Here is a 24,422-nt window from a genome sequence, read left to right on the forward strand (position 1 = left end):
AAAGGGCTGGAGGCAAATTCAGCCTCTAACAGAGTTGTGTTGCGTCTGGCCGGTTTAATCAGCCCACGGTGAAGTGCACCATTGCTGTTCACACGGCACTCCGTCGTGGTTGCCGTCCATCTCAACGCCTGGGCAGTTTTTCAGGAAAAGTTTGGCCTCTTTGCACGAGGTCATTTGTGAGCAGTGTGTGCGGCCATCGCAGTTGAACCCACTGGGTGGGCTGGGGGCTGGCGCCGTCTGAGCGGCAAACGCTGGCGACAGTGCCACCGCCTTGACCTGGGCCCTGTGTCTGTCATATTGGTTGTAGCTGTACCAACCCACAAGCACCAACACAAGCAGTCCAATCGTTTTACTGGCCCATGACGTGGTCTGGGGAGCACGGCTCAGCGGTCTGACGCTGGGAGGCTCTGCACCAAGGCGCTGCACCCGCACTGCATGCTTTTTGCCTTTGCCATCGGGTTCCACTTCAAACGTGAGTTCATCATCGACCACAGGCACCCGACCATCACGGGGGAACGCGCTGATGTGCACAAACACATCTTGCCCACTGTCACTCGCCAGGATGAAGCCGTAGCCCCGCTCAGTATTCCATTTGCGCAGCCTGCCCTGATAACGCACAGAAGCCATCGTTTTCCCTCCCGTTGCACGAGCGCCAAGGCGCTGTGTTGTTTGATTCTTTGGAAATATTCTAGGGTGGTTTGGCAGGCAATTTGCTACTACTTATGTAGCATGTTGCTCTTTTTGAACATGGGCTTGGAGGCCAATTCGATCACATATTTTCTGACAAACCCGACTTGGATTGGCTCCCTGCCGAATCGCCACAAAAGCCCCCGTGTCGACGCCCCGGTTGGCATCGGCCATCAGTCTCGGGGGAGCGGCAAGGTGTAGCGTTGTTTGGCCACCCCTGCGGCGCCCAGGTGGTCGTAGAAGTGGATCGCGGAATGGTTCCAGGCAGGGGTTTGCCATTGCAACTCGACACAGGCTTGTGATTGGGCAAACAGCTGCACCGCATACATAAGCGCTTGCCCACCGCCCTGACCGCGTGCACCAGGCTGCAGGTAGAGGCAGTCCAGGTGGGCAAAGCGGTGCGCGCTCAGGGTGGCCCAATCCAGCGTGACGCTGGCATACCCCACCGCCGCCCCGCCCTGCACCAGCAGCCAGGCGTGCAACAGCCCGCTGACCAGGGCGGTCTGCAGGCGCTCGCTGTGGCCGTAGGCGCAAAACGGCAGCCGCTCAAAGTCTGCATGGGCGGCGCACAGCGGGGTCAATAGCTGGGCGTCGGCGGGCTGGGCCGGGCGCACCAACTGAAGCGGCGCTGCGCCAGCGTTTAACACGCGCATTCAATGGCAGGTGCATCCGCAGGCATCACACCGGGTGCGCTGCCAGTGGCCACCGGGTGGCCGTCGCGCCGCCAGAAGTCCAGCCCACCGAGCATTTCCTTGACGGTGAAACCCAGAGCCGCCAGCTTGTAGGCGCCTTTGGTCGAGCCGTTGCAGCCAATGCCGTCGCAATAGGTCACATACACCTTGCTGCGGTCCAGATCGGCGGTGTTGGCCGCGTCCATCAGACGGTGCGGGAAGTGGATGGCGCCGGGCACATGGCCCTGGGCGTAGAGTGCCTCGGAGCGGGTGTCAATCACCACCAGAGCCGACACGCCGCTGCGCAGGTCTTCGGCCACGTCCCAGGCGTCTGCGTGAAAGCTGAGTTTGTGCAGCATGTAGTCAGCGGTCTGGCTGGGGCTGGCGGGTGCATAGGCAAGAACTTGTGAAATAGCTTGGGTCATGGTGTGGTTCTCGGGTGGGTGACAACAAAAGCCTTGCGGCCATGCAGGCAGTGTAGAAATAGGCGGCCTTATCATTGATACCAATAATGACTACCATATAAGACCAATGAAAGCGACCCAACCCAGCCTGTGGCTGGGCCTGATGGAAACAGCACCACACCCTGGCATGGGCCTGCGCGAGCAACTCTGCGCGGCGCTGCGTGAGGCCATGCGCAGCGGTACCCTGCCACAGGGCAGCCGCCTGCCCGCTACACGGGTGCTGGCACAAGACCTGGCACTGTCGCGGGTCACGGTGGAAGCCGCTTACGCGCAGCTGGAGGCTGAGGGTTATGTGTTTCGACGCACCGGCAAAGGCAGCTTTGTCGCGGTGCAGGCAGCTTCTGTGGCCCACTCACAAACGCGCTCAAGCCGCGCCCTGCTGCCCCCGGCCCAGCTGTCCCAACGCGGCCAGGGTTTGGTGGACACCGGCGGCTGCCTGGAGCCACTGCGGCTGCAGGCCTTTGCGGCGGGCAGCCCGGACCTGCGGGCTTTTCCGCACACGTTGTGGCGCCAGCTCACCAACAAGCGCCTGCGCCAGACACCGCAGGTGCTGATGGCGTATGGCGACCCGCAGGGGCGTGAGGATCTGCGCGAGGCCATTGCCCAGTACCTGGTGGCCTCCCGCGGGGTGCGCTGCACTGCCGCCCAGGTGCTGGTGTTAACCAGTTCGCAACAGGCGTTGCAGTTGCTGGCCACCCTGTTGCTGGACCCGGGCGAGCTGGTGTGGCTGGAAAACCCGGGTTACCGTGGCGCCCGCACCGCCTTTGCCGCCAGCGGCGCGCAACTGCGGCCACTGCCGGTGGATGAACACGGCCTGGTGCCCGACTTCACCGGGCCCGCGCCCCGATTGATCTACCTCACCCCCACGCACCAATACCCCACCGGCCACACCCTGAGCCTGCAGCGGCGCCTGGCGCTGGTGGACTACGCCCGGCGCACGGGCTGCTGGCTGGTGGAAGACGACTACGACAGCGAGTTTCTGTACGACAGTCGCCCCACCCCCAGCCTGCAGGGGCTCGACGACGGTGGACGGGTGATCTACATCGGCACCTTCTCCAAAACCCTGTTTCCGTCCCTGCGCATCGCTTATGCCGTGCTGCCACAGGCACTGGTGCAGCCGATGGTGACCGCACGCAGTGTGTACGACGGCCATGTGGCGCAACTGGCCCAGGCCGTCACCGCAGACTTCATGGTGCAAGGGCATTTTGCGGCGCACCTGCGCCTGATGCGCCAGCTCTACCGTAGCCGGCGTGATGTGTTGCTGGAACAGATCACGCGCCATCTGCCCTGGGCACAGCCGCTCAACAGCAGTGGTGGCATGCAACTCAGCGTGACGCTGCCACCAGGCGCCGAAGCACCACTGACCCGCCAGGCCAGCAGCCACGGCATTGCCACCCCAAGCCTGAGCAGCCTGTATGCCGGTCCTGCAGCGCTGGATGGCTGGCTGCTGGGCTTTGCGGCGCTATTGCCTGCGGAGATAGAAGCTGCCGTCAGTCAGTTGGCCAAGCTGAGGGTGCTGTGAGGGCTGGCAGACCGCCATGTGGCTTGGGCTGCCCTGGCGAGGTGTCAGCTTGGTGGAGCAAAACGCTACGCTTTTTGAAGATCCTTACCCTTTTATCAACAGGGCTATAGGCCAGTTTCAAGCTCAGATAGGCAAGATCTGTCTGTCGACCCCAAACCCACCCAGATCGTTGATTTGTCGCGTTAACCACTATCGCGACACTTTATTTGTCGCGATAAGGCTTGCGCGTCAATTTAAGTGACGCGATACTGCGCTACACCCGCACTTTTGGTGACGCGCATGCCCAAACTCACACCCCAGCACGAAATTGATCAACTCGTCACGTTGATCGCCCAGCAGCCAGACGGCATGAGCGTTGATGCCCTGCTGCTGGCGCTGGGCGGCAGTTTGCAACGCCGCACTTTGCAGCGACGGCTGGCTTTGCTGGTGGCGCAGAAGCGCATTCAAACGCAAGGTGAGGCACGGGCGATGCGGTATGTGGTGCCGCAACCGGTCAACCTTGGTGCGGCCAAACTGCAAGCACCCTCACCTGGACTGCAGTTCACTGCCGAGGCTTATGCCCCCACCTCGCCAGAGGGTGAAGAGATCAAAGCCTATGTTCGTCAGCCGCGCCACTTGCGCCAGCCCGTTGGTTACAAACTGGGATTTCTGGAGCAATACCACCCCAATCAAACCGCGTATCTGCCGCAAAACCTGCGCGATCAGCTTCACGCCCTGGGCCGCTCACCCGCAGAGCAAACGCCAGCTGGCACGTTTGCCCGCGACATCCTGAACCGATTGCTGATTGACCTGTCCTGGGCCTCATCCCAATTGGAGGGCAACACCTACAGCCGCCTGGATACCGAGCGACTGATCGAGTTTGGCGAGGCCGCCGACGGCAAGGATGCTCTGGAAACGCAGATGATCCTGAACCACAAAGAGGCCATCAACTACCTGGTGCGCGACCCCGAACACGCGGTTCTGAACACCGGCACCCTGCTGGCCCTGCATGCCTTGTTGTCCGACGGTCTGATGGCCGACCCCAGTGCCTGCGGTCGCATCCGGCATCGTGCGGTGGAGATCGGCGGCAGCGTTTACATGCCGGTGGCCTTGCCGCAGCGCCTGGATGAGCTGTTTGGCATCGTCATTCAGATGGCGACCGAGATCGCCGACCCGTTCGAGCAGGCGTTTTTCCTGATGGTGCATTTGCCCTACCTGCAGCCCTTTGAGGATGTGAACAAACGGGTGTCGCGGTTGGCGGCAAACATCCCCTTTATTCACCACAACCTGTGCCCGCTGTCGTTCATCGACGTGCCGCAGCAAGCCTATGTGGATGCGCTGATCGGCGTCTATGAGTTGAACCGCATTGAGCTGCTGCGCGATGTGTTTGTGTGGGCTTACGAGCGCTCTTGCCAGCAATATGTGGCGGTGAAACAAACCCTGGTGCCGCCAGACATCTTTCGTCTGCGCTACCGACAGGCCTTGAGTCAAGTGGTGGCTGCGATCGTGCGTAGCGGCGCTGCAGCAACAGCAGAGGCCATACGCTCCCAGATGCCTGCCAGCGTCGCCAAGGCGGATGCCGAAGCATTTGTAGCCTTGGTGTTAGCGGAATTCCAGTCTCTGCACTCCGGCAACGCCATCCGTTTTGGCATCAGGCCACTGGAGCTTGAAGCGTGGCAAGAGCAGCACACAAAAAAAACCTGATTTGATAGCTGTCAGACCTTATTGAATAAGGGCTAGAGGCCAATTTGTCTCACAAACCTCAGCACGAGGCAAACCGGATCACTGCGCCAACACCAGCTTCACCCCGGTGCTCTGCAGGCTGTCTGACACACGGTCAGGAATGTTTGCTGGCACGACCAGAGTCGCCAGGGCGTTGAGCGGTGCCACCGTAAAGGCAGACGCGGCGCCGAGTTTGTCGAGGGTGGCCAGCACCACGGTTTCGGCGGCACGTTCGTGCAGGGCACGTTTCACAGCCGCCTCTTCAAAGTCACCGGTGGTCAGCCCGGCCTCGGCGTGGACACCGGTCACCCCCATCAGGTACAGGTCGGCCCGCACGCGGGCGATGGCTTCGATCACACTGGCGCCCACGGCCACCATCGAGTGGCGGAACAAGCGGCCACCCAGCACCAGCACCTCAATGGCCAGGTGCTCGGCCAACGCCACCGCCACCGTCGGGCTGTGGGTGACCACGGTGGCAGACAAGTCAAGCGGCAAATGCTGCACCACCTGCAAAGACGTGGTGCCACCATCCAGAAAAACCACCTGCCCGGCTTGAACCAGCGCGGCACCGGCGCGGCCCAAGAGGCGTTTGTCATCAGGGGCGAGTTGCGCGCGCACCCGCATGTCGCCCACCGCCGCCGAGGCGGGCAAGGCACCACCGTGCACACGCTGCAGCAGACCTTCAGCGGCCAGTTCACGCAAATCGCGCCGCACCGTGTCCTCTGAAATGCCCAGCTCTTCACTGAAGGTCTTGGCAACAAACTGGCCGTCGCGTGTGAGGCGACTGAGGATGAGTTGTTTGCGTTGGCTGGTGAGCATCTGTGTGAGCCGCGTGTTTGGTCAAATGTGTGATTGCACGATTTTACGCAATAATGCACGATATTGCACGTTTAACTTTCTGGAGCCACCATGTCCACAAGCAGAGAACCCGCCCCCATCCACATCAACGCGGAGCACGTGCGGCTGCTGGATGCTCAAGTGCTGTCCGCCGACTGGTATGTGTTGCGCAAGATCACGTTTGAATTGCGCCGCCGCGATGGCAGCTGGCAGCGCCAGAGCCGCGAGGCCTATGACCGGGGCAACGGCGCGGCCTTACTTTTGTTTGACCCGCGCCGAAGCACGGTGGTGCTGACCCGGCAGTTCCGTTTGCCCACCTTGATCAACGGCAACGCTGATGGTTACCTGATCGAGGCCTGCGCGGGATTACTGGATGGTGACGACCCGGAAACCTGCATCCGCCGTGAGGCCGAGGAAGAAACCGGCTACCGAATTCGTGCACCACGCAAGGTGTTCGAGGCCTACATGAGCCCCGGGTCGGTGACCGAAAAGCTGCACTTCTTTGTGGCCGACTACCGGGCCGAAGACCGTCTCCATGCAGGCGGTGGCATGGCGGATGAAGGAGAAGACATCGAGGTCATCGAGATGCCGCTGGCCGAAGCCCTGGCCGCCATCAGCAGCGGCAAGATTCAGGACGGCAAAACGATCTTGCTGCTGCAACATGTGGCGCTGATGGCTGCCCACGGCAGCGTTGCGCAAGTGACAGCGATCTGATTAACCCGGTTTTGCACCAATTCCCGCCGAAACCCTCAACCGTTTTTGCCGAGGTGTGCCTGGTGCGTGCCAGGCACTGGCTTGACTCAACACCAGGGGCGAGGGTTTGTCGCTTAGAAGCTTTCCCACTCATCACCACCCGCCTTGGCCTGGCTGTTGTGGCTCAAGGCCGCAGCTTGGGGCGTCGCCTTGGCGAGTACTTTCTTGCTCGCTGCCACTGGTTTGGGCACGCTGGGGGTGGCTGTTGGAGCCGGACGTGTTGCAGGTGCTGAGAATCCACGCTCCTGCCCCGCCGCCAGTTTGAACACTGCCACCGTACCCACCAGCTCTTGTGCCTGGCTCTTGAGGCTTGATGCAGCAGCAGCCATTTCTTCCACCAGTGCGGCGTTTTGTTGTGTGGCCTGGTCCATCTGCTGGATGGCTTCACCCACCTGGCCCACACCTTGGCTTTGTTCGCTGCTGGCGGCGCTGATTTCACCCATGATGTCGTTGACCCGACGGATGGAAGCCACCACCTCGGTCATGGTGGCACCGGCTTGGTCGACCAGGCTGGTGCCTTGTTCAACACGCTCCACACTGGCGCTGATCAAAGATTTGATTTCTTTGGCGGCTTCAGCTGAGCGGCCGGCCAGGCTGCGCACCTCACTGGCGACCACAGCAAAGCCACGGCCTTGTTCTCCAGCACGGGCCGCTTCCACCGCAGCATTCAGGGCGAGGATGTTGGTCTGGAAAGCAATGCCGTCGATCACGCTGATGATGTCACCGATCTTGCGACTCGATTCGTTGATGCCTTTCATGGTGTTAACCACCTGGGCCACCACTTCACCGCCCTTGATGGCCACACTGCTGGCGTTCTGGGCGAGCTGGTTGGCTTGGCGGGCGTTGTCGGCATTTTGTTTGACGGTGGAGCTGAGTTGTTCCATGCTGGCTGCGGTTTCTTCGAGGGCGCTGGCCTGTTCTTCGGTGCGCTGGCTCAGGTCGTTGTTGCCCTGGGCGATCTCAGAGCTGGCGGTGGCCACCGATTCGGAACCGTGTCGCACAACGCCCACCACGGCGGTCAAGGATGTCCGCATTTGAAGCAGGACACCCATCAAACTGTTGCTGTTGCCGGTGTTCACAATGCTGGAGGCCAGGTCACCTTGCGCGATGGATGACAAAGCCTCACGTGCCTCGGCGGGATCACCACCCAGCTCTTTGCGCATGGTAACCAGCATCAACAGATTGAGACCTATCGCCACCAACCCGGCGATCAAACTCACGCTGATGGAGACGGTGATGGCCCGCTCCACGTTTTGGCTGAACACTTGGTGCGCCTCCTTGGCGCTGTCGACTGCGGCTTGTTTTTGTTGCAAGAGCTCCGCTTTTAACTTGCGCCAAGCTGGTGTTTCTTCACTGTTGAGCAAAACGATGGCTTCGCTTGGCGACGCCACCAGAGTGAGCACTTTTTCCTGTGCTTGCGCCTGGGCCGCACGCAGCGCCGGCAACTTCGCAAACGCGGCTTCAAATTGACTGCCTTTGACACTCTTCTGGGTTTGCTCCATGGCCTTCGCAAAGTCGTTTTGAGCGGCTTTCAAGTTATCCATGGCTTTGGGGTTGGCCGGGTCAAGCACCACATTGCGCAAAGCCTGACCCATTTGCAAACCTTGGGCATACATCTCCGACAAGCCCCGCTCTATCGCCTGTTCGGAGTTGATGTACGCAGAAAAGTCACTTCGGGTGTTGATCAGTGAGCCAATGCTGCAGACCAGGGCAAGCACAAACAAGACAGCAGGCAAGGCAGCAAAACTGATGATTCTGGAACGGAATTTCATGTCGATTTTTGAGTGGGGCGTTGTGATTGCCGAGTGGGTATCCCATGCGCTGGGGCAACACACCACAGCGTCGGCGACGCACCCCCAAGTCGAAGCCTGGGGGATTGGCGATGGTGGGGCGTCAGGCTTGCGCAGCAAACGTCAGCTTCTGCGTTGTCCACCCTGGGCTGAGATCAGCAGCTTGTGAGGCTGCAGTTGACTGGTGGGTGCCATCTGCAACCAGCTTGAACACCGCCACCGTACCCACCAGCTCTTGCGCCTGGATTTTGAGGTTGCTGGCAGCGGCGGCCATTTCTTCGACCAAGGCGGCGTTTTGCTGGGTGGCCTGGTCCATTTGTGTCACCGCATCACCCACCTGGCTGACCCCCTGGCTTTGCTCGGTGCTGGCGGCACTGATCTCACCCATGATGTCGTTGACCCGGCGAATAGAAGACACGACTTCGGTCATGGTGGCACCGGCTTGGTCGACCAGGCTGGTGCCTTGTTCAACCCGCTCCACACTGGCGCTGATCAAAGATTTGATTTCTTTGGCGGCTTCGGCACTACGGCCAGCCAAGGATCGCACCTCACTGGCCACCACCGCAAAACCACGGCCCTGTTCACCGGCACGGGCGGCTTCGACAGCAGCATTCAGGGCCAGGATGTTGGTCTGGAAAGCGATGCCGTCGATCACACTGATGATGTCGCTGATCTTGCGGCTGGATTCGTTGATGCCTTTCATAGTGTCGACCACCTGGGCCACCACTTCCCCCCCCTGGATGGCCACAGAGCTGGCGCTTTGCGCGAGCTGGTTGGCCTGGCGCGCGTTGTCGGCGTTCTGTTTGACGGTGGAGGACAGTTGCTCCATGGAGGCTGCGGTTTGCTCCAATGCGCTGGCCTGAGATTCGGTGCGGCCGGAGAGGTCCTGGTTGCCTTGGGCAATTTCGGCACAGGCGGTGGCCAGGCTTTCTGCGTTGCCACGCACTTGGGCCACCACACTGCCCAGTTGGGACTGCATTTCTTGCAAAGACTGCAGCAAAACACCGGTCTCGTCGCGCGAGTGCACCACGATGGTGTGGCTCAGATCACCAGAGGCCACCCTGCGGGCTGCCATCATAGCCGCCTGCAAGGGTGTGGTGATGGCGCGGGTGATCAGCCACGCCACGGTGGCACCCAACAGCAACATGACCACACTCAGTACCACCAGCAATGTTGAGCTGGTTTGGTTGAGCGACTTGATTTCGGCGGCACGGGCATCAATGGCCTGGCGCTGCAGCTGTTTGAAGGCTTCAATGCTGCTGAGGTAGGCCTTGGCCTGTGGCATGTACTCCTCGTTCATCACTTTGCCGGCTTCTTCCAGCCGACTCATCTTCTTTAACTCGGTGATGTTGTCGCGGGTTTGGCCGTATTTTTGGCGAAGTTTTGCCAGTTCTTCAAAATGCGCTTTTTCTTCACTGCCCTCAAGCAACTCCCCAATGGCTTTTTGTGCCTCGGAAGCGCCTTTGCCTGTCACGAGCGCGTCGGCTGCAAAAAAGGGCACCAGCGAGCTGTCAGTGCTTCTGGCAATGGCATTGGTGCGACGCACTGCGGCATTGACGTAGGTTGACCAGTCGCTGGCAAGGCGTTCCTTGGCCAAGGGCGCACCCATCATGGCTTCGGTGTCTCGGGCGGTCTCCAGCAGCCGCCACAGGCCAATGCCGGAGATGACCATGGCCAGCAACAGGATGAGTGCAAATCCAGCGGCCAAACGCTGGCCAATAGAAAGTGTGAAGCGATTCATAGGGATGTTTTTCAGAGAGACGGTGGGAAGGCTTGTCAACGGCGGTGCAACAGTGCCAGACGGGGCGCGCTCTGTTGCTGTGTTCTGGGACGCGGGTGGGTATGTCGTGCCAATGTGCTGGGGGTCTAGGCCACCGCTTCAGCCACCAACCCCATGTCGGCGCTGGACATGAGTTTTTCGATGTCCAGCAGCACCAGCATGCGTTGCTGTTGTGCCTGGTCCACGGTGGCAATGCCAATGATGTGTTGGGTGTTGACCGCACCGTTGAAATCCGGCGCTGGCTTGACCTCAGCCGCCTGGATCGCCACCACGTCTTGCACAGCGTCCACCACCATGCCCACCACCCGGTTGGCCACGTTGAGCACAATCGTCACGGTCTGGCTGTTGTAGGCCACCTCGGCCATCTCGAACTTCAGGCGCATGTCCAGAATCGGCACGATGACACCACGCATATTGAGCACCCCCAGAACATAGGGTGGTGCGTTGAACATCCGGGTCGATGTTTCGAAGCCGCGGATCTCCTGCACCTTGAGGATGTCAATGCCGTACTCCACCGAGCCGAGCTGAAAACTCAGGTACTCGCGTGCGGCTTTCTCCGCAGGCCTGGCGTTGGTGGAAGCTGTGTCATAGGTGGCTGTGTTTTCCATGTTGTCCTTGTGTTGTTGCCATGAACAATTCAGGACGTCACCAGACGGGCCTAGACGCTGTTATGGCGAAGGCTGCCTGAGAGGAAGGAGGAACACAAACGGCCAGACAAGGGTATGACCGTGCGCAGAAGCAGCGCGCCAGCGTCACTGGGCTCGACTTCTGCGGCAACCCCGCTGTCTTTCCCGCTTTGGCAGGTGTCAGACCGGAGGCTTTGCGACCTTGGCTTTCGCTCAAGTGTGCCAAAGGCCGAATTATTAGGGTTTTCCCTAGTTTGGTCAACGACGGAGATAGCTTGAACAAACGAAGGGGTCTTTCAGGTGAGGTAGTACCGCAACAAAAAACCCTACTTTGATAGCAGACAACCCTTATTGTAAAAGGGCTAGAGGCCAATTTTCACAGTATCAGTTCACCCGCCACCGTGTGCAGCCATAGTTGGCTCGTGTGTAGCGCGGCAGCGGTACCGCTTAACCCGGCAGCCGTACCGTCAACTCCAGCTCCACCTGCAAGTCAGGCGCCGCCAAGGCCGCCACACCCACACCGGTGATACACGGCATGGCGCCGTTGAACATGTCCAGCAAGGGTGGAAAAATCTGGTTCAACCTGTCGGGGGTCAAATTGGTCATGAAGCAGCGTGCGATGACGATGTCCGCCGGGCTGGCGCCCAGGGCATCCAGAGCCGCTTTGGCATTGGCAGCCACAATTTTCATTTGCTCAGCCACATCAGCGGGCACCGGTTCGCCGTTCGGGCGCCAGGCCACCTGGCCCGAGACATAGGCCATGCGGCCGGGTTCGACGATGGAGATTTGTGAATAGCCCATCGCGGCGGCATCGGGCAAGCTGGCTGGGTTCAAACGAACGATGGTTGGCGCCATGGATAATCCTAAGATAGTTGCGAAAAACAAGTTTTATGAAGATTTTATCTCTACATTTGAAGAGTGCGTATGTCCACCAACAAAACTGACCGGCGGGACGCCATCCTGGGTGGGGTGATTGAGCTGCTGGCCACTCGCGGCATGGAAGGTGTGACACACCGCGCCGTGGATGAGCTGGTGGGCCTGCCACAGGGGTCGACGACCTATTACTTCCCCAAAAAGGCCGCCCTTCTGTTGGCGGCCTCACAACATCTGGCTGGGCTTTTGGAAAAAGAGTGTGATGTGCTGCAGGTCGGCTTTGCAGACATCGCCGCCAAACAGGGCCTGGAGGCCGCGATTGCCTATGTGGCCGACGAACTGGTGGCCTACGCCGACGATGAAAGGCATCTGTTTCTGGCGCGGGTGGAGTTGACCTTGGCCTCGGCCCGTCGCGAGGACCTGGCCGGTGTGGGTGACCAGTTGACCACGGCGGCACGCCGGCCCATTGAGTTTTTTGTCAAGCTGATCTCCAACGGCCAGGCCGATACGCCACTCACAACTTGCGCGGCCTTGATCGATGGCATCACCTTGATGTATGCGACGGGGCAGGCGCCCAAACCCACCACCGACCAGGTGTCGGCTGTTTTACGCGCCGTCTTGTAGCGCAGAGCGCTCTATTTTTTGGAGCAATTTGCCCAATATCCAAAACGGCTAGTGGCCACTTTCACACACAAACGCCAGCACCGCCCCCACCGCCGCCACCTGCGCGGCAATACATTGTTCGGGCGTGGCGCGGGCGCTGTCGGGGTAGACCTCGGTGGTGCTGGTGTAGCGCGCGTCACTGATGCCTGCGCACAGGCCCAAGGCTTTCATCGCGTAGTGGATCACGCCGTGTGCCACCAGCGGTGAGCCAATGATGCCGCCGTGGACATCGGCCGGGGCGATGTGGGTCACTTTCTCGACGGCTTCGATGATGGCCTGCTGGAAGGTCGGTTGCGGGTTGGCGCTGTCGTCCACCAAGTAGAAGCCATCGGGGATGGTGCTGGGCTCAAACACTTTGCCGTCACGTGCGGCCACAGCCGGGCGGAACTCGGACTCGTCGCTGTCGGTGGTTTCGTGCAGGTCGATGTGGGCCACAAACTGGCCGCGCAGCGGCGCCACCAGGGCCATCAGCGCGGCCGACTCCTGCGCCGGGCTGTCCGCGCGAAAGGAGCGGTTCGGGTCGATGGCGTCAAAGTTCCAGCGCTGGACACGTTCATAGGCCCAGGGGCTGACACAGGGCGCCACCAGCAGGTTGACCCGGCCTGCATAAGCGGGCGCTAGGTCCTGCAAAACACGCAGCGCGCCGTGGACACCGCTGGTCTCATACCCATGCACACCACCCGTCACCAACACACCGGGCAGGTCAGGCTGCCAGTGGCGGCTGCGGATGGCCATCAGCGGAAAGTGCTCGTCGCCGTAGACCACCACGCCATAAGTTGCCACGTCAAAAGACTCGCGCAGTTGCTCAATGGCGGCCAACACATCGTCAACATAACTGCGCTGGCGTACCTGGCGTGCGCGCCACTGGGCCAACTCTGGGGCGCCCCAAGGCTGGCCCGGGGTGCCGATGGGATAAAAAGGGGAAGAAGGCATGGACAAGGGGCCCGGTCTGGGCTGCTTAAAAAATGAGAGCGCCATTATCTGGCCGGTGTGCTGGTTAACAGACTGCCCTGCCCTGGCGACATGTAATGTCCTGTTTGAGGAGCCCCACCATGACCCAACACGCCACCATCAACGACCATGTGACCTACACCCCTGGCGACGGCGAGCCGCTGGTGATCCCGCAGGGGCCGGTCGAGGTCGACCTGTCCGCTGCCAACAGCGCCACCCTGAGCTGGACTGCCGACAACGGCGCGGCGGGACTAACGGCGATGCCGCTGACACAATTCAACGAATACGTGCGCCAGAAGCGCATCACGCTGGCCAAGAAGTGAATCAGTTTATGCATTTTTGATAGCTAGCTTCCCTGACTGAGAAAGGGCCAGAGCCCGATATCATCTGTGGATTCACACCTCCGGATGCCACCCATGCCACCACCCGACTTCAGCCCCTCTGCGGAGCAGAACAAACACCCGATCCTGGACAAGCTGCTGGCCTTGTTGCCCGACCAGGGTGCGGCGCTGGAGGTGGCCTCGGGCACCGGCCAACATGCAGCCTGGTTTGCCCGGCATCTGCCCGGCTGGACCTGGCAACCCAGCGATCAACAGCCTCAGGGTTTTGCCAGTATCCAGCACCATGTCGCCCAGGCGGGTGTGCCCAATGTGTTGGCGCCACGGCTGCTGGACGTGTGTACCGAAACCTGGCTGCTCGGCGATCCGGCCACCGGCGAGTTGCCCTGCTTTGACATGATTTTTTGCGCCAACATGCTGCACATTGCACCCTGGGAAGCCTGTGCCGGGCTGATGCATGGCGCGGCGCGGCATCTGGCGCCGCAAGGCCGGTTGATCACCTACGGCCCGTATTTTGAGAATGACGTGCCCACCACCCAGAGCAACCTGGACTTTGATGCCAGCCTGCGCCAGCGCAACCCGGCCTGGGGTGTGCGCTGGCGTGAGACGGTGGCACAAGAGGCAGCCCAAGCGGGTCTGCAACTGCAGCAGCGCCACCCCATGCCCGCCAACAACCTGCTGCTGGTATGGCAACGTGTGTCGGGTTGATGGCGCGGTATTGGCCCGGCAGCACAACACAACTCGGCTAAGCTCACTGGTTTCTCACCCACAAAGGCTCTTATGAAAAAACTCAATGTCACCATCCAGTTGGAAATGTCGGTTCCTGACGACTGGGAACTGGTGGAAACCTCCAACGGCGGCCACGTCGTGCAGCTGCCCAACCAACAGTTTCTGGACCTGGCGATCGAACCGCTGTTTGCCAGCGACCCGGAAGATACCTGGACCAGCAGCGAAGACGAAACCGTGCTCAACGACATCCTGGACATGGTCGAGACCGAAGAGGTGACCTACACCTTTGTCACCCACTGACACACCTCCCTTGCGAAAGCGCTAGGCGCCCCCAGTTAAAACCGACGTCGCTCCGTGCGGCGTCGTTGTTTACCCCTGATGAAAGCCCCCCATGTCTGAACTGCTCGACAAGCTCGAATGGCGCTACGCCGCCAAAAAAATGAACCCGGCCAAGGCCGTGCCCCAGGACAAGGTTGACCGCATTGTGGAAGCCGCCCGCTTGGCCCCCACCTCTAGCGGTTTGCAGCCGTTTGAACTGATTGTGGTCGCCAACAAAGCGGTGCGCGAACAGATCAAACCCATCGCCTGGAACCAGGGCCAGATCACCGACGGCTCCCACCTGCTGGTGTTTGCCGCCTGGGACAACTACACGCCCGAGCGCATCAACGCCATGTTTGACATGACCAATGCCCAGCGTGGTGGCACCAACGAGGGCTGGGAAGCCTACCGCCAGAAGCTGCTGGCCGCTTACCCGCCGCGTGACGCGCAGGTCAACTTTGAACACGCCGCGCGCCAGGCCTACATTGCGCTGGGTGCAGCGCTGATTGCTGCCGCCTTTGAAGAGGTGGACGCCACCCCGATGGAAGGCTTCGACCCGGACGCGCTGGACAAGATCCTGGATTTGAGGGCCCGTGGCCTGCGCAGTGTCGCCATCGTGCCGCTGGGTTACCGCCAGGCCGACCAGGACTGGCTGGTGAACCTGAAAAAGGTGCGCCGCCCGCTTGAGCAGTTTGTCAGCACGGTTCAATAAGCCAGTTTCATGTGCCGCCGGGGTCCAAGCCGCCCCGGCGGTGACTACACTGATGCCCATGTACTTGGGTTGTTGTGATGGCTAGCCAGCACTGGTTTGTGCTGATCGGGGCCTTGCTCCTGGTACGGGGTCTCACCGCCACGCTGCTGCAGCGCTCGCCGGTGACCTCGTCCATTCTGTATCTGGTCTTTGGTTTGCTGGTGGGGCCGAGTGCGCTCCACCTGTTCCACTTCAATCCCCTCCAAGAATCAGCCTTGCTGGAGACCTTGACCGAGGTCGCGGTGCTGATTTCGCTGTTCTCTGCCGGTGTCAAGATGCCGGTGCCCTTTAACCTGCCACGCTGGCGCACGCCGATCCTGCTGGCCACCGCCTCCATGGGCATCAGCGTGGGGCTGGTGGCGGCCTTTTGTTATTACCTGCTGGATTTACCACTGGGCGCCGGTGTGTTGCTGGGCGCCATCCTGGCGCCGACCGACCCGGTGCTGGCCACCGATGTGCAGGTGCGCCACCCAGGTGACCGCGACCTGCTGCGTTTCACCCTGACCAGCGAGGCCGGCATGAACGACGGCAGCGCCTTCCCGTTTGTGATGCTGGGCCTGGGCCTGCTCGGCTTACACGACCTGGGCGGCGACTATGGCACGCGATGGTGGCTGGTGGAGGTGCTCTGGGCCACGTTGAGCGCGGTGGCCATTGGTGTGGCCGCCGGTGTGGCACTGGCCCGCCTGGGCTGGAAATTACGCCGTGCACCCCACCAGCACCAACTGATGGACGATTTTCTGGGTCTGGGGCTGATTGCTGTGGTCTACGGCCTGTGTGTGATGGTCGATGCCTGGGGTTTTCTGGCGGTGTTTTTTGCCGCAGTGGCACTGCGCCAGACCGAGCAGAAGCTGGCCAACACCACACCCGCCGCCCACAACGCCGAGCCACTGCCCACCGTGAGTGAAGGCTCACTGGTGTTCAAGGAACATCTGGAGCGCCTGTCAGAGATGCTGCTGGTGATCCTGGTCGGTGGCACGCTGTACCTCAACTCCTGGACCTGGGCGGCGGTGGGCCTCTCGCTGTTCCTGTTTCTGGTGGCGCGCCCGCTCAGTGTCTTTGTTGGCCTGGCGGGCAGTGGCACACCGTGGCGCATTCAGGGTCTGGCAGCCTGGTTTGGGGTGCGTGGGGTCGGCTCTTTGTATTACCTGATGTACGCCATACAGCACGGCCTGCCGCAAGACCTGGCCCTGCAACTGATCCAGTTCACCCTGATTGTGGTGACGATGTCGATCCTGGTGCACGGCATCAGTGTCAAACCGCTGCTGGGCCTGTTCTGGCGCCGTGGCAAACCCAAAAACCAGTGATTTTGATAGCACCTGGCCCTTTTATCAAAAGGGCTAGAGGTCAATTATCTGGCCAACTCGGGCGCTGCACCGGTGAGGATGTCACACACCCCCTGCACGGTTTCGCGCAAGGTCAGTGCCCGTTGTGGGGTGGCAGGCAGCCCGCCAAAACGCACTTCGCCGTAGTTGTCGGCGGCAGCCCCCAGCCAGCGCCGTGCCAGTGGCGCCAAACCGGGCGTGGCCAGCCAATGCTCACGCACTGACTGGCCCGGCTGCCTGGGGTGACCATGGGCCTGCAAACACCAGCGCAAGGCCCGCGCCGACAGCCACATCGACGCCAACGGGTACAGATGCGCCAGCAACCAGGCACAGCCCAGTATTAGCACCAAACCAACACGCCAGCGCCATCGCCACAGCAGCCAGCTGATCAACAAGGCGGCCAGCAGCCAAGCCAGCATCTGCCAAAGGTTGATGCTGAACAAAGGCACCCACTCAAGCTGCATCGTGGACGACCCGCTCAGCCCCTCACGCAGGGACTGCGCCGCATCCAGCAGCTTCTGCATCAGGCTGCGCTGCCAGTCCGGGATAAAACCGTCCGACAAGGCGCGGCGCATGTCCTGCAATAGGGCATCCCAGGGACTACCCGTCTCGCCCAAAGCCCCGCCTGAAACACCGCCCTGCCCTGGCCCCTGGCCACCGCTGCCACCCTGGCCCAAGTTGGAAAAGCCATCCCCGGGACCCGCCGGTTGCGTGAACCGGCCCGGGGTGTCGGTGCCAGGTGGCAAAAACCCAAAACCCAGCACCGTCGGGCGGGGTGCAAAGAAAAACAAGCCCACCGCCAGCATCAGCGCCACCGCCATAAAAACCAGCGTCATCCCCCCCTTGACCCAGCGCGACAACTTGACACCCGCCGCGTGCTCCCAAGCCAGCGCCAGGCCACCCAACACCCAGGCCGGCCCCAGGTAAAACCACAGCGTCCAGTCAGCGTTGCCATGGGTGCCAACCAGGAAACTGACCACAAAAATGACCATCAGCGTCAGGTAAAAATCACGCCGGGTGCGCAGCAACACCGCCCGCGCCCCCATGACGATCATCAGTGTCAGACCGGTCCAGCGCAGCAGGTTGAACATCAGAAAACCCGGAAACAGCGCCAGCACACCACCCACCCCGCCCATCAGCAGCCACAAGCCGCGCCCGGCCGCTGGCGGGCGTAAAGCGTTGAGGGTGCCCGCCCCAAAACCCAGCAGCGCCCAGACCAGCCACAACGTGCCTTCGAGCGCAAAGTAGCCATAACGCCGGTCCAGGTACGAAAAACCCAGCCCCACAAACAGGTAACTCAAGCCCGTCAGCGCCACCACCGTGCGGCTGTTGAGCCGGGGCTCGGCCTCGGGCAAGACCACACGGCCTCGGGCGGGGGTGCGGCTCATGGCAACTCCAGCAGCGTGGCAAAACCGGCTTGGGTCAGCGTGTGGGCCAGCTGGCGGGCCTGCTGCAGCTCCTGCGCTGGCGCCCGGCGCCCGACCGCGATACAGGCCAGCACCCGGCAAGCTTGGTTGGCCAACATGGTCAAGGCGGCCAGCAGTTCAGGTGCGGCCTGGCTGCCACTCACCACCACGGCCACCTGTTCCCCGGGTGCAGTGTCCTGCGCCAGCCGCGCCACGGCCTGGCTCAGGCTGGTGTCTGTGGGCAAGGCCTCGGCCAAGGCCCGACGCAAGCGCAGTCCGTCACGCAGCGGTGTTGGCTGGGTGTCGAGGTACAAGAACAGCTGTGCACCGTTGTTCAAGGCGGCCTCACCCACCCCGGCCGCCAGGCGAATGCTTTGTTCACCGGCGCTGTCGGGCTCCCCCAGCGCCGGGGCGCGCGGCGCCTGGACCAGCAGCCGCAGGCGGACCGAGCCACTTTGCTGAAAGTGCTGGATCACCAGCTCACCCACCCGGGCCGAGGCGCGCCAACTGACCCGACCCACCGGTTCACCCTGCTGGTAGGGGCGCAGCAAACCCAGCTCAAACGACTGGCCCATACGCCGGGTGCTCAACTCACCCTGCGGGTCGTCGGTGACGTCCCAGGGCAACGGCCAGTGCACCGGCTGCGGCTGGGGCAACACATATTGGGTGATCTCGGGCCGCTGCAAGCCGTGCCGGGCAGACACCAGCCCCAGCGGGAACCCGCTGGACAGCCGCACGGCGTTCAATTGGTACAAACCACGGCAGGGAAAGCGCAACAGACCACCCAGGTCCGGCAGATGCCCGGCGCGTAACACCGGCACCGTCTGGCTCAGCACCAGACGTTGTGAGGCCCAGATCCACTCGGTCTCTACCATCACCATGAACGCCGGCCAGGGTGTGCTGCGCTCCAAGACCAGGTCCAGTGGACAAACCTCGCCCTCGGTGACCTCGGTGTTGGCCTTGGCGGACAGGTGCACCGTGGTGCCACGCAGCGACAACCAGGGCAAGCCAAACCCCAGCACCGTCACCACCACCAGAAACAGGAACATGGCGTAGACCATCGGGTCGTGGCGATTGATGGCGGCCATCAGCAGCACCGCACACAGCGCCAGCAACACGCGCGACTTGCTCAGCCAGCTTTCCATGGCGCAGGCCTACTGTGGGGTGCGTTGGGACAACAAGATATCCTGGATCACAGCCTCTGCCGACTTCGGGGTGCTGCCCTGGTTCTGCAGAATGATGCGGTGCGCCAGCACCGGCACCGCCACCTCACGCACCACCGCCGGGTCAACATAGGAGCGCCCCCGCAGACAGCTCAGCGCGCGCGCCATCCGTGCCAGCCCCAGCGTGCCACGCGGGCTGGCGCCAAAACGGATGGCCGGGTGGCTGCGGGTGGCGGCCACAATGGCCGTCATAAAACGGGCAATTTCGGGGGTGACGGTGACATCGTGTGCACAAGCCACCAGCCGGGCAAAGTCCCCCACAGCACACACCGGCTGCAAACGGGTGATCGGGTGCGAAAACTGCTGGCTGGTGATCAGCCCGGCCTCGGTCTCGGCATCGGGGTAACCGAGCGACAGGCGAATCAAAAAACGGTCCAGCTGCGCCTCGGGCAGCGGGTAGGTGCCGGCCATGTCGATCGGGTTCTGGGTGGCCAACACGGTGAACGGCGCCGGCAGCGCCACCGTCTGGCCGTCCAGCGTGATCTGGCCCTCCTCCATACATTCCAGCAGCGCCGACTGGGCGCGCGGGTTGGCGCGATTGATTTCATCAGCAAGCACGATGTTGGCAAACACCGGCCCCGGGCGCAGCACAAAACTGCCGTCTTTAGGGTTGTAGACCGGGCCGCCCACAATGTCCGAGGGCATCAGGTCGGCGGTGAACTGGATGCGTTTGAACGACAGCCCGACCGACACCGCCAGCGCCCGCGCCAGCATGGTTTTGCCCAGGCCGGGGACGTCTTCAATCAACACATGACCACCGGCCATGACCGCAGCCAGGGCCTGCTCCACCTGCAGGTGTTTGCCTTGCAGGACCTGCTCGACGTTGTGGACGATGGTGTGTGACAGGTTCGCTGCGTCTTTGGCCGACCAGACCGGCGCTTGTGATGTGCTCAATTGGCGTCCTCCCTTTTGGGAGAAATTCTAAGGGCAGCCCCAGAGCAGTCGGGTCGTGGCAAAGCCGAGCGCGCAACCCGGTCCTGATGCGCCAGGCGCAGGCCGATGAACAACTGCTGCGCTTAAATCAGCGGTCGCAGCGGCTGGTCTTCAAACTCGGTGTTCAGCACCACGGTGCTGGTGGTGCGGGCGACCCCGGGGATGGCCTTGATCTGGTAGAGCACGGCTTCGAGCTCGCGGGCCTGACTGGTGCGGATTTTGGCCAAAAAGTCATACTCACCGGCCACGCTGTGTAACTCTTGCACCGCCGCTATCTCGCGTAAACGCGGGGCCACTTCGCGGCAGTGGACACCCCCGTCGTTGCGAATGGCCACAAAGGCGGTAAAACTCAAACCCACACTCTCGGGGTCCACACTGATGGAGAAGCGACGGATCACACCTCGCTCGAGCATCTTCTTCACCCGCTCATGCACCGCTGCGGTGGACAAACCCACATCGGCCCCCACATCAGCGTAAGAACGTCGGCCGTCCTCCCCAAGGGCCGTAATAATTCCTGCATCAATCGCGTCAATCTGAACATTTGTTTGCATGATGGTTATTTTTGTGTAATATCTACAAAATTGTTTCAATTGCCGAAAATTTTACGGCCCTCTCGACGATATGCCTACCAACTTACACACATCCTTGCGCCAACCGCCTTTTTGGGCGCTGCTGACGGCTTTGTTGCTGGTTTACATCGTTTGGGGCACCACCTACTTTGCCACGGCCATCGCTCTGAAAAGCATGCCCGCCATCTGGATGAATGGGGCCCGTTTTGTGTTGGCTGGGGTGGTGATGCTGGCCTGGGGGCTGTGGCACGGTGAAAAGCTGCCGACCGCACGGCAGTGGCGCAATGCGGCGCTGGTCGGTGGGCTGATGGTGTTTGGTGCGATGAACCTGGTGGTGTTTGCCCAAAAACACGGCATCGGCTCCGGGCTGATGGCCACCGTGATCACCACCATGCCCATGTGGCTGGCCTTGTGGACCCGTTGGGGTGGCGAAAAAGTCCCCTACACCAGCTGGATCGGGCTGGCACTGGGTGTGGCAGGCGCAGCCCTGTTGTCACTCGAAGGCGATTTTTCTGCCAACTGGCTGGGGGCGCTGGCCGCTTTTGCGGCCCCCCTGTGCTGGAGCATGGGCTCCTACGCGTCGCGTCGGCTGGATTTGCCCAGCCCCGCCATGGCCGCTTCGTCGGAATGGCTGGTGGGTGGGGCCATGGGTTTGTTGTTGTCCAGCTGGCTGGAGCCACACGACAGCTTGGCCAACGTCACCAGCACCGGCTGGTTGGCCTGGGCCTATTTGCTGGTGTTTGGCACACTGATTGCGCTCAACGCTTATTTATGGTTGTTGAAAAACACCAGCGCCGCAGTGGCTGGCAGTTATTCATTTGTGAACCCGGCGGTGGCACTGCTGGTGGGTGCGGGTTTTGGGCATGAGGTATTGACCGGCTGGGTGTTTGCCGCCCTGCCCTTGATTGCCGCTGCGCTGGCCATGATTCTGTATGGCCCCACGCTGGTGGCCGCATTGACAGAGAAGAAGCTGGGGCGATGGTCTGCCAACACCCCAACAGCCAAAAAATGCTACCAACAAAATAGCTGACAGCCCTTTTACTCAAAGGGCCACAGGCCAAAAACACGATCAATCGAGAGTGCCAGAGCAGAGACGTCTGGCTTGCGTGCTCAGCCGGTCACGCCAAAGCCAGCGCCTCGTACACCCGGATCGCCGCATACGCGTCGTTGGCGGCATAAACCAGCTGTGCTTCGCTCAGGCGCGGATTGGCCCAGTTGCTGGTGGCGGCTTTTTTGGACTTGATGAAGCGCTGGTTAAACAGCACCGCCACCGCGCCTTTGACACCCATGTCCTTGCGGTAACCGCGCTCCAGGAACACGCTGTTGAGCTCCAGCACACCCATGGGTTGCACACCAAGCTTGGCGATGATGCGTTTACGGTCATCCCCCAGGCCAAAACCGGCCTTGACGAAGCCAGGCAGCGCCATCAGCTCAGCCGCCACGGCGCGGCAGGCCGGGTCATGTAACTGGAACACCCAGGCGCGCTCGCGGGTTGAGAGCTGCAGGATGTGGGGACCGTCTGACATTTCACCCACGCGAAAAGTCGGCTTGGACTCGGTATCAAACCCCCAGGCCGGGGCCTTGGCCAGTGCGGCAGCGGCGGCACGCGCTTGCTCACCGGTGGTCACCAGCGTGATCCGGTCCAGACCCAGCCGCTCAAACTCGGGCAGCAGCGCAATGGCCTCTTTGTCCGGTGTGGCCAGGCGGGTGCGCGGTTTGGGCATCAACTGCTGGGGGCCGCGTGGGCCAGTGTTGTCGGGGCTTGAACTCATCGGGACAGCGATCGCGCGTGATCCACCTTGAGACAGCGGTTTTGCACCGCCAACAAACCGGCAGCACGCGCGCGGGCCAAAGCCTCGTTGTGGCTTATGCCCAGTTGCAGCCAGATGGCACCCAGGCCCAGCGTGATGGCTTCGTCCACCACCGGCGGCACGTCCTCGCTATTGCGAAACACGTTGACCAGGTCCAGCGCTTCATGCGCCGCAGCGTCGGTCAAGGTGGCGTAGACCTTTTCACCGAGGATCGTCTGCCCGCTGGCAGCGGCCACCGGGTTGACCGGCACGATACGCCAGCCGCACGCCTGCATGTACTGCGCCACGCCGTAACTCTCACGGTGCATTTTGGGCGACAGGCCCACCACGGCCACGGTTCGGCAATGCGTCAGGATGTGGTCAACAGCCTGCTGCTCGTTCAGTTCAGACGGGGGGGTACTCATGATGATGTGGTCTCGGTCGGGTGCCGGGCCGCGTCCAGCGCACGGTCTGCCGACAGCAGCGCGGCCAGGCGCGGAAAAGCCTCCATTGCATTGTGGGTGGTGGCTGCTGCCAGGGCCTCCACGCTGATGCCACGCAAGGCGGCCAGTTCAGCGCCGATGCGCGGCAACTCGGCCGGGGAGTTGATGCCCTGGGGTTCACCTGCCGCACGCTGCTCGGCGGATTTGTAGAGCCAGCGCGGTGGCATGTCGGGGGCGTCAGTCTCCAGCACGATGGCCGTCAGCGGCAAATCGACGGCGAGGCTGCGCAGCTGTTTGGCCCGTTCATACGTCACCGCGCCACCAAACCCCAAACGCATACCAAGCTGGATAAAGGCCTGGGCCTGCTGCAGGCTGCCGTTAAAAGCATGCACCACACCGCGCCAGCGGCCACCCGGGCCGGCCACCTCACGCATCATTTTCAGAATCGGGTCCACCGCGCGGCGCGAATGCACCACCACCGGCAAATCGTACTTGCGCGCCAGCTTGAGCTGGGCCCGAAAGAAGTCCTGCTGGCGCTCGCGCATCGGGCTTTTGCACAACTCAGGCACAAAGAAGTCCAGCCCGATCTCGCCAATGGCCATCAGGCGCGGGTCCTCATGTTGCTGATGCAAGGTGCTGGTCAAGCGCTCCAGCGCGTCCTCTGCGGCATAAGGCACGTTCATCGGCGTGATGCCCAGGCAGTAGCTGTCCAGATGGCGGTAGGCCAGCGTGCGCACCGCCTCGAAGTTGTTGACGCAGATCGAGGGCAGCACACAGTGCGCTACACCATGTGTAGCAGCAAGCTCCCGTTGTTGCTGGGCTCCGGCCCCAAACTCACGTGCATCCAGGTGGCAATGGGTGTCGATCCAACGCATGGTGTTGCGGGCTGGCATCAGGCCCAGGCAGCCAGGTAATGGGCCAGTTCAGCGTCCTGGTTGACCACGTGGCGGTGTGCCCAGTCGGTGGTCACACCCACAATGGCTTTTTTGTTCATGTGGCCCTTGCCCACGTCCATGCTGCGGTCACGCAGGCGGGCCAGCAGATTCTGGTGGTCCTGGGCATGGGCCTGTGCGCCAGGGAAGTTGACCTGGGCCATCAGCGCCTCTTCGAGTTCAAACTGGGTTTGCATGTGTTTGAACAGGCTCACGATCATCGGCCGCAGGGTCATCCAGTCGTCCGAACTGGCGATCTGGCTGAACAGCTCAAACAGTGCCTTTTGCGAGGCGTCAATATCGGCGTTACCGATCTTGTATTTCTCTTGCCATTCCATGTTCATACCTGC

27 protein-coding genes and 1 riboswitch are annotated in these 24,422 nt (G+C 61.7%); of the genes, 10 read left to right on the forward strand and 17 right to left on the reverse strand.

The window, feature by feature from the left end; genetic code table 11:
• Nucleotides 1-54: 54 nt before the first annotated feature.
• From FDG13_RS17595 to FDG13_RS17605, 3 genes are all read right to left on the reverse strand, one after another.
• On the reverse strand, nucleotides 55-627 hold the full coding sequence (locus FDG13_RS17595; protein ID WP_218942784.1) for a cold shock domain-containing protein: 573 nt from the start codon (nucleotides 625-627) through the stop codon (nucleotides 55-57).
• Nucleotides 628-860: 233 nt separating this feature from the next.
• Nucleotides 861-1,340, reverse strand: a complete 480-nt coding sequence (locus tag FDG13_RS17600) for a GNAT family N-acetyltransferase (RefSeq protein ID WP_180131322.1) — start codon at nucleotides 1,338-1,340, stop codon at nucleotides 861-863.
• Complete coding sequence (locus FDG13_RS17605; protein WP_180131325.1) at nucleotides 1,328-1,783, reverse strand: rhodanese-like domain-containing protein; 456 nt, start codon at nucleotides 1,781-1,783, stop codon at nucleotides 1,328-1,330. Before FDG13_RS17605 ends, FDG13_RS17600 begins: the two co-directional genes overlap by 13 nt.
• Nucleotides 1,784-1,889: 106 nt before the next feature.
• Here FDG13_RS17605 and FDG13_RS17610 point away from each other — a divergent pair, with 106 nt between their 5' ends.
• A complete protein-coding gene (locus FDG13_RS17610) occupies nucleotides 1,890-3,344 on the forward strand; it encodes a PLP-dependent aminotransferase family protein (protein WP_180131329.1) in 1,455 nt (484 codons plus the stop codon).
• Nucleotides 3,345-3,623: 279 nt separating this feature from the next.
• Nucleotides 3,624-5,027, forward strand: coding sequence for a Fic family protein (locus FDG13_RS17615; protein ID WP_180131333.1), 1,404 nt, complete (start codon nucleotides 3,624-3,626; stop codon nucleotides 5,025-5,027).
• 78 nt (nucleotides 5,028-5,105) lie between these two features.
• Here the strand turns inward: FDG13_RS17615 and FDG13_RS17620 are convergent, their stop codons facing one another.
• Nucleotides 5,106-5,864 carry a DeoR/GlpR family DNA-binding transcription regulator gene (locus FDG13_RS17620; protein WP_180131336.1) on the reverse strand — a complete coding sequence of 253 codons (759 nt, stop codon included), beginning with the start codon at nucleotides 5,862-5,864 and terminating at the stop codon, nucleotides 5,106-5,108.
• 90 nt (nucleotides 5,865-5,954) lie between these two features.
• Between FDG13_RS17620 and nudK the strand changes: the two genes are divergently transcribed.
• A complete protein-coding gene (gene nudK / locus FDG13_RS17625) occupies nucleotides 5,955-6,596 on the forward strand; it encodes a GDP-mannose pyrophosphatase NudK (RefSeq protein ID WP_180131339.1) in 642 nt (213 codons plus the stop codon).
• Between the two features lie 113 nt (nucleotides 6,597-6,709).
• Here nudK and FDG13_RS17630 read toward each other — a convergent pair whose 3' ends face one another.
• The 4 genes from FDG13_RS17630 to FDG13_RS17645 form a co-directional block, all read right to left on the reverse strand.
• A complete protein-coding gene (locus FDG13_RS17630) occupies nucleotides 6,710-8,407 on the reverse strand; it encodes a methyl-accepting chemotaxis protein (protein ID WP_180131342.1) in 1,698 nt (565 codons plus the stop codon).
• A 121-nt stretch (nucleotides 8,408-8,528) separates the two neighbouring features.
• A complete protein-coding gene (locus FDG13_RS17635; RefSeq protein ID WP_180131346.1) occupies nucleotides 8,529-10,166 on the reverse strand; it encodes a methyl-accepting chemotaxis protein in 1,638 nt (545 codons plus the stop codon).
• A gap of 125 nt (nucleotides 10,167-10,291) precedes the next feature.
• Nucleotides 10,292-10,813: a chemotaxis protein CheW gene (locus FDG13_RS17640; protein ID WP_180131349.1), complete on the reverse strand. Its 522-nt coding sequence runs from the start codon at nucleotides 10,811-10,813 to the stop codon at nucleotides 10,292-10,294.
• A 161-nt stretch (nucleotides 10,814-10,974) separates the two neighbouring features.
• Nucleotides 10,975-11,065, reverse strand: a riboswitch (cyclic di-GMP riboswitch).
• 213 nt (nucleotides 11,066-11,278) lie between these two features.
• Nucleotides 11,279-11,686, reverse strand: a complete 408-nt coding sequence (locus FDG13_RS17645; RefSeq protein WP_180131353.1) for a RidA family protein — start codon at nucleotides 11,684-11,686, stop codon at nucleotides 11,279-11,281.
• Nucleotides 11,687-11,755: 69 nt separating this feature from the next.
• Between FDG13_RS17645 and FDG13_RS17650 the strand changes: the two genes are divergently transcribed.
• On the forward strand, nucleotides 11,756-12,328 hold the full coding sequence (locus FDG13_RS17650; RefSeq protein WP_180131356.1) for a TetR/AcrR family transcriptional regulator: 573 nt from the start codon (nucleotides 11,756-11,758) through the stop codon (nucleotides 12,326-12,328).
• Between the two features lie 48 nt (nucleotides 12,329-12,376).
• Here FDG13_RS17650 and FDG13_RS17655 read toward each other — a convergent pair whose 3' ends face one another.
• Nucleotides 12,377-13,300 carry a M14 family metallocarboxypeptidase gene (locus FDG13_RS17655; protein WP_180131360.1) on the reverse strand — a complete coding sequence of 308 codons (924 nt, stop codon included), beginning with the start codon at nucleotides 13,298-13,300 and terminating at the stop codon, nucleotides 12,377-12,379.
• A gap of 119 nt (nucleotides 13,301-13,419) precedes the next feature.
• Between FDG13_RS17655 and FDG13_RS17660 the strand changes: the two genes are divergently transcribed.
• The 5 genes from FDG13_RS17660 (at nucleotide 13,420) to FDG13_RS17680 (ending at nucleotide 16,758) form a co-directional block, all read left to right on the forward strand.
• Nucleotides 13,420-13,641, forward strand: coding sequence for a hypothetical protein (locus FDG13_RS17660; RefSeq protein ID WP_180131363.1), 222 nt, complete (start codon nucleotides 13,420-13,422; stop codon nucleotides 13,639-13,641).
• A gap of 93 nt (nucleotides 13,642-13,734) precedes the next feature.
• A complete protein-coding gene (locus FDG13_RS17665) occupies nucleotides 13,735-14,364 on the forward strand; it encodes a DUF938 domain-containing protein (RefSeq protein WP_180131366.1) in 630 nt (209 codons plus the stop codon).
• A gap of 72 nt (nucleotides 14,365-14,436) precedes the next feature.
• On the forward strand, nucleotides 14,437-14,685 hold the full coding sequence (locus tag FDG13_RS17670) for a hypothetical protein (protein WP_180131369.1): 249 nt from the start codon (nucleotides 14,437-14,439) through the stop codon (nucleotides 14,683-14,685).
• A 91-nt stretch (nucleotides 14,686-14,776) separates the two neighbouring features.
• Nucleotides 14,777-15,415, forward strand: coding sequence for a nitroreductase family protein (locus FDG13_RS17675; RefSeq protein ID WP_180131372.1), 639 nt, complete (start codon nucleotides 14,777-14,779; stop codon nucleotides 15,413-15,415).
• Between the two features lie 77 nt (nucleotides 15,416-15,492).
• Nucleotides 15,493-16,758 (forward strand): sodium:proton antiporter, encoded by a 1,266-nt coding sequence (locus FDG13_RS17680; RefSeq protein WP_180131376.1) that lies wholly within the window; start codon nucleotides 15,493-15,495, stop codon nucleotides 16,756-16,758.
• Between the two features lie 44 nt (nucleotides 16,759-16,802).
• Here FDG13_RS17680 and FDG13_RS17685 read toward each other — a convergent pair whose 3' ends face one another.
• The 4 genes from FDG13_RS17685 to FDG13_RS17700 form a co-directional block, all read right to left on the reverse strand.
• Complete coding sequence (locus FDG13_RS17685; protein ID WP_180131379.1) at nucleotides 16,803-18,164, reverse strand: DUF4129 domain-containing protein; 1,362 nt, start codon at nucleotides 18,162-18,164, stop codon at nucleotides 16,803-16,805.
• Nucleotides 18,161-19,327 (reverse strand): DUF58 domain-containing protein, encoded by a 1,167-nt coding sequence (locus FDG13_RS17690; protein ID WP_180131383.1) that lies wholly within the window; start codon nucleotides 19,325-19,327, stop codon nucleotides 18,161-18,163. Before FDG13_RS17690 ends, FDG13_RS17685 begins: the two co-directional genes overlap by 4 nt.
• A 9-nt stretch (nucleotides 19,328-19,336) precedes the next feature.
• On the reverse strand, nucleotides 19,337-20,299 hold the full coding sequence (locus FDG13_RS17695; protein ID WP_200224433.1) for a MoxR family ATPase: 963 nt from the start codon (nucleotides 20,297-20,299) through the stop codon (nucleotides 19,337-19,339).
• Nucleotides 20,300-20,421: 122 nt separating this feature from the next.
• Nucleotides 20,422-20,889 carry an Lrp/AsnC family transcriptional regulator gene (locus tag FDG13_RS17700; protein ID WP_218942785.1) on the reverse strand — a complete coding sequence of 156 codons (468 nt, stop codon included), beginning with the start codon at nucleotides 20,887-20,889 and terminating at the stop codon, nucleotides 20,422-20,424.
• 70 nt (nucleotides 20,890-20,959) lie between these two features.
• Between FDG13_RS17700 and FDG13_RS17705 the strand changes: the two genes are divergently transcribed.
• Nucleotides 20,960-21,937 carry an EamA family transporter gene (locus FDG13_RS17705; protein ID WP_180131387.1) on the forward strand — a complete coding sequence of 326 codons (978 nt, stop codon included), beginning with the start codon at nucleotides 20,960-20,962 and terminating at the stop codon, nucleotides 21,935-21,937.
• 88 nt (nucleotides 21,938-22,025) lie between these two features.
• Here the strand turns inward: FDG13_RS17705 and FDG13_RS17710 are convergent, their stop codons facing one another.
• From FDG13_RS17710 to FDG13_RS17725, 4 genes are read right to left on the reverse strand one after another with little or no spacing between them, the layout of a single operon-like run.
• Entirely contained in the window at nucleotides 22,026-22,631 is a 606-nt protein-coding gene (locus FDG13_RS17710; RefSeq protein WP_180132566.1) for a 3'-5' exonuclease, read from the reverse strand.
• A gap of 44 nt (nucleotides 22,632-22,675) precedes the next feature.
• Complete coding sequence (locus tag FDG13_RS17715) at nucleotides 22,676-23,122, reverse strand: CoA-binding protein (protein ID WP_180131390.1); 447 nt, start codon at nucleotides 23,120-23,122, stop codon at nucleotides 22,676-22,678.
• Nucleotides 23,119-24,015, reverse strand: coding sequence for a TatD family hydrolase (locus FDG13_RS17720; RefSeq protein WP_255435312.1), 897 nt, complete (start codon nucleotides 24,013-24,015; stop codon nucleotides 23,119-23,121). Before FDG13_RS17720 ends, FDG13_RS17715 begins: the two co-directional genes overlap by 4 nt.
• Before the next feature lie 17 nt (nucleotides 24,016-24,032).
• On the reverse strand, nucleotides 24,033-24,416 hold the full coding sequence (locus FDG13_RS17725) for a bacteriohemerythrin (RefSeq protein ID WP_180131396.1): 384 nt from the start codon (nucleotides 24,414-24,416) through the stop codon (nucleotides 24,033-24,035).
• Nucleotides 24,417-24,422: the final 6 nt, after the last annotated feature.

The organism is Rhodoferax sp. BLA1, assembly GCF_013416775.1.
Lineage (GTDB): Bacteria > Pseudomonadota > Gammaproteobacteria > Burkholderiales > Burkholderiaceae_C > Rhodoferax.